We start from the raw sequence: 4,021 nt of genomic DNA, 5'->3' as shown, positions 1-4,021 counted from the left end.
CAATACGCCGAACGGGTCTGGCAGCTGCCCGCCGGCGACGCGGAGCAGCGCATCGACGCCGCCATCGCCGCCACCGCGGCGTTCTTTCGCGACCTCGGCCTGGCCACCCGGCTGAGCGAGCACGGCCTGGACGCCGAGGCGGTCCCGGAAGTGCTGGCGCAGTTGCAACGCCGCAGTCCGGGCGCCCTCGGTGAAGGCGACGAGCGCGACCCGACCGTGTGCGAACGCATCCTGCTGCGCGCCTTATGACCTGATCGGTAACGACTTTTGCTTTAAGATGGCCAGCCTTCACGCTAGCCGCCGTACCGGAGCCGCAATGACCGCCACCCTCACCCCGACCCTGGAACTCGCCTTCGACCTGATCCGCCGCCCGTCCGTCACCCCGGTCGACGAAGGTTGCCAGGAGCTGATGATGCGTCGCCTGGCCGCCTGCGGCTTCGAGGTCGAGCACATGCGCATCGAAGAGGTGGAGAATTTCTGGGCCAAGCGCGTTGGTCGCGATGGCGCCCAGGGCCCGGTGCTGTGCTTCGCCGGGCATACCGACGTGGTGCCCACCGGCCCGCTGAACGCCTGGCAGTACCAGCCGTTCGATGTGCGCGTCGATGAAGACGGCATGCTCTGCGGCCGCGGCGCGGCGGACATGAAGGGCAGCCTGGCGAGCATGATCGTCGCCGTCGAGCGCTTCACCGCCGACCACCCGAACCACAAGGGCGCCATCGCCTTCCTGATCACCAGCGACGAGGAAGGCCCGGCCCAGCACGGCACCAAGGCGGTGGTCGAGCGTCTGCGCGAACGCGGCGAGCGTCTGGACTGGTGCATCGTCGGCGAACCGTCGAGCACCAGCCTGCTCGGCGACGTGGTCAAGAACGGCCGCCGCGGCTCGCTCGGCTGCACCCTCACCGTTTACGGCAAGCAGGGCCACGTGGCCTACCCGCACCTGGCGAAGAACCCGATTCACCTGGCTGCCCCGGCCCTGGCCGAACTGGCCGCCGAGCACTGGGACCATGGCAACGACTATTTCCCGCCGACCAGCTTCCAGGTGTCCAACCTCAATGCCGGCACCGGCGCCACCAACGTCATCCCCGGCGAACTGAAGGCGGTGTTCAACTTCCGCTTCTCCACCGAATCCACCGTCGAAGGCCTGCAGCAGCGCGTCACCGCTATCCTCGACAAGCACGGCCTGGACTACCACCTGGAGTGGGCGCTGTCCGGCCTGCCCTTCCTCACCCAGCCGGGCGAGTTGCTCGACGCCGTGGCCGCCAGCATCAAGAACGTCACCGGTCGCGACACCACGCCGTCCACCAGCGGCGGCACCTCCGACGGGCGCTTCATCGCCACCCTGGGCACCCAGGTGGTCGAGCTGGGCCCGGTCAACGCCACCATCCACCAGATCAACGAGCGGGTGCTGGCCAGCGACCTCGACCTGCTCACCGAAGTCTATTACCAGACCCTGGTGAAACTGCTGGCATGAGCCTGATCTGCCCCCTCTGCCAGACGCCGCTGCAGCCCAGTGACAACGGCCTGGTCTGCAGCAACCGGCACAGCTTCGACCGCGCGCGCCAGGGCTACTACAACCTGCTGCCGGTGCAACACAAGAACAGCCGCGACCCTGGCGACAACGCCGCCATGGTCGAGGCGCGCCGGCGCTTTCTCGACGGCGGTCACTACGCGCCGCTGGCCGCGCGCCTGGCGGCACTGACGGCCGAGTACCAACCGGCGCGCTGGCTGGATATCGGCTGCGGCGAGGGCTACTACACCGAGCAGATCGCCCGCGCCCTGCCCCATGCCGACGGTTATGCCCTGGATATCTCCCGCGAGGCGATCAAGCGTGCCTGCAAACGCGCGCCGCAGCTGAGCTGGCTGGTGGCGAGCATGGCCCGCGTGCCGCTGGCCGATGCCAGCTGCGAACTGCTGGCCAGCGTGTTCAGCCCGCTCGACTGGGCCGAGGCCAAGCGCCTGCTCGCACCCGGCGGCGGCCTGCTGCGCATGGGCCCGACCCGCGTGCACCTGATGGAGCTGCGGCAGAAGCTGTACGACGAGGTGCGCGACTACGACGACGAGAAGCACCTGGCGCTGATCCCGCCGGGCATGCACCTGGCCCATAGCGAAACCCTCGAGTTCCCGCTGCACCTGAGCGATGCCCAGGCCCGCGCCGACCTGCTGGCCATGACCCCGCACGGCTGGCGCGCCAGTGCCGAACGGCGCGAGGCGGTGATTGCCGCGCCCTTCGAAGTTACCGTTGCCATCCGCTACGATTGGATCGTCAAAACCCAGAGCCCACGCTCTCAGGACTGAATGCCATGCGCCAACCCGATATCGAGATCTACCTGAAAGACGCCGAACGCGACGCCGTGGCGCAGTGGCTGGGTGAGGCCCTGGGCCCTTGCAGCGACTGGCAGCAGAAGGGCCAGACCTTCAAATGCAAGGCCGGCGAGGTGCCGGTGACCTGGCTGCCGAAGGCCGTGGGCAAATGGCACAGCCTGTACCTGGAAAGCGACGCCACGCCCTGGGCCGACGACCTGGCCTGCGCCCGCGCCGCCCATGCCGCGCTCGGTGTGCAGATCCGCTGCGCGCCGGGAACCTGGGTGGAAGATGAAAGCGACGAGGAAGCCGACCGCTGGATCAAGGTGGATGCCGACGGCGAAACCGAGATCGTCTGGCGTACGGAATGACAGCGGCCGCATCCGTAGGGTGCGTAGCGCGCACCGTGGCCATTCATCCAACCACCCGTTGCGCCCGGCACGATCCGTAGGGTGGATCACGCCTTATCGATCCACCGCGTGGTGGATGTAAAAACGACATCCACCCTTGCGCCATAAACGAAAAGGCCCGTCATCGACGGGCCTTTTCGTTGGAGTCTGGAACTCAGACCGCGGAAACGTCTTCCGCCTGCAGGCCTTTCTGGCCCTGGGTCACGCCGAACTCGACCTTCTGCCCCTCGATCAGGGTGCGGTGGCCTTCGCCACGGATGGCCCGGTAGTGAACGAATACGTCCGGGCCGCTTTCGCGCTGAATGAACCCGTAGCCCTTGGAATCATTGAACCATTTAACGGTTCCGGTCTCACGATCTGCCATTACCCACTTCTCCAACTCGCAAATTTTTATTGTCCCGAATAGGCGCTGTGACGGCTCGGTAAAAACGTTCTGTTCATCGTTCGCCAACCCCGGCAATTGGAGCATGGAGCAGGTCAAGCGAAGGGCGTTCTTGCTGCAACCGCTGGACCGAGTATAAAGCATGAAATGTGACTGAAAAGCACTTTTTTAGAACCGAGCGCAAACCAGACAACATCGGGGTTACAGCCGGTTTTTATCCGTTTTTCGCCAGCAAATCGCGTAATTTCTTCGCCAGCCTCTGCACCTGCTCGGCGTCCAGACGATAGGCCCAATCGCTGCGCGCGGCCACCTCGCCGTCCTCGAATCCCTGGCGCTCGCCGAGCACCAGCCAGTGCTGCTCGCCCTGCTGGTACAGCGCGCCTTCGAGGCTCTGGCCGTCGAAGCCGGTCAGGCTCAGCCTGAGCATCGGCGCCTGCTTGAAAGCGATCTGCGCCAGCGGCGCGGCATCGGCGAAACGCAGGTTGGAGAACAGCGTGACCATGCCGTTGGCCGCGCCCTCGAAACTGAGCTGCTGGCCCTTGCCCAACTGCTCCACAGTGAAGTTGTACTGCTCGGCGTCGGCCTTGCTCAGGGTCAGCGTCTCGCCGCTGGCGTAGCGCAGCTCCAGGCGTTTGACGCTGGCGAAGGGAATGTCCGCGACGCGGCGATCCAGCCAGTCCAGCTCGCGGCTGGGCAGGTCGAGCTGCTGGTCGATCAGCCACACCTGATCCTCGCCGGCGCGGCGCACCAGTTGCCCGCTGCCCTGCTGCGACGGGTTGCCCAGACGCAGGCTCAACTCGGGATGGCCGTCGAACTGCAGCTGCAGACGCAGCGCCTGCTCGCCCTCCTCGCCGCTTTCCGCCAGGCCCAGGCGTGCGTGCCACTGCGCGTTGGCGGTCTTGGCCTCGACGGTGCGCGCCTCGCGCAG

5 protein-coding genes and 1 pseudogene are annotated in these 4,021 nt (G+C 66.5%); 4 read left to right on the top strand and 2 right to left on the bottom strand.

From position 1 onward, the window contains the following. The 4 genes and pseudogenes from N878_RS28995 to N878_RS14230 form a co-directional block, all read left to right on the top strand. Positions 1 to 249, top strand: a pseudogene (locus N878_RS28995) (NADH-dependent alcohol dehydrogenase); the annotation flags it as partial. Between the two features lie 67 nt (positions 250 to 316). Beyond that, complete coding sequence (dapE, locus tag N878_RS14240; RefSeq protein WP_021444314.1) at positions 317 to 1,471, top strand: succinyl-diaminopimelate desuccinylase; 1,155 nt, start codon at positions 317 to 319, stop codon at positions 1,469 to 1,471. Continuing rightward, the gene (locus N878_RS14235; protein ID WP_021444313.1) at positions 1,468 to 2,295 is read left to right on the top strand and encodes a putative RNA methyltransferase; all 828 of its coding nucleotides are present in this window, start codon (positions 1,468 to 1,470) and stop codon (positions 2,293 to 2,295) included. The genes dapE and N878_RS14235 overlap by 4 nt, the downstream gene beginning before the upstream one ends. 5 nt (positions 2,296 to 2,300) lie before the next feature. Continuing rightward, entirely contained in the window at positions 2,301 to 2,672 is a 372-nt protein-coding gene (locus N878_RS14230) for a hypothetical protein (protein ID WP_021444312.1), read from the top strand. Between the two features lie 193 nt (positions 2,673 to 2,865). Here the strand turns inward: N878_RS14230 and N878_RS14225 are convergent, their stop codons facing one another. Both N878_RS14225 and N878_RS14220 read right to left on the bottom strand, forming a co-directional pair. Continuing rightward, entirely contained in the window at positions 2,866 to 3,075 is a 210-nt protein-coding gene (locus N878_RS14225) for a cold-shock protein (protein WP_031303182.1), read from the bottom strand. A 232-nt stretch (positions 3,076 to 3,307) separates the two neighbouring features. Further along, the coding region (locus tag N878_RS14220; protein ID WP_021444310.1) for a DUF4340 domain-containing protein at positions 3,308 to 4,021 on the bottom strand (714 nt) is incomplete at its 5' end.

Source organism: Pseudomonas sp. EGD-AK9, from assembly GCF_000465935.2.
Taxonomy (GTDB): Bacteria; Pseudomonadota; Gammaproteobacteria; order Pseudomonadales; family Pseudomonadaceae; genus Aquipseudomonas.
The sequence above is the reverse complement of the archived record's forward strand: the minus strand, read 5'-3'. Positions and strand labels throughout refer to the sequence as shown.

Bases quoted from the DNA above. Each gene is read 5' to 3' on its own strand.
- N878_RS14235 (WP_021444313.1), top strand. From the start codon at position 1,468: ATGAGCCTGATCTGCCCCCTCTGCCAGACGCCGCTGCAGCCCAGTGAC.
- N878_RS14230 (WP_021444312.1), top strand. From the start codon at position 2,301: ATGCGCCAACCCGATATCGAGATCTACCTGAAAGACGCCGAACGCGAC.
- N878_RS14225 (WP_031303182.1), bottom strand. From the start codon at position 3,075: ATGGCAGATCGTGAGACCGGAACCGTTAAATGGTTCAATGATTCCAAG.
- dapE (WP_021444314.1), top strand. From the start codon at position 317: ATGACCGCCACCCTCACCCCGACCCTGGAACTCGCCTTCGACCTGATC.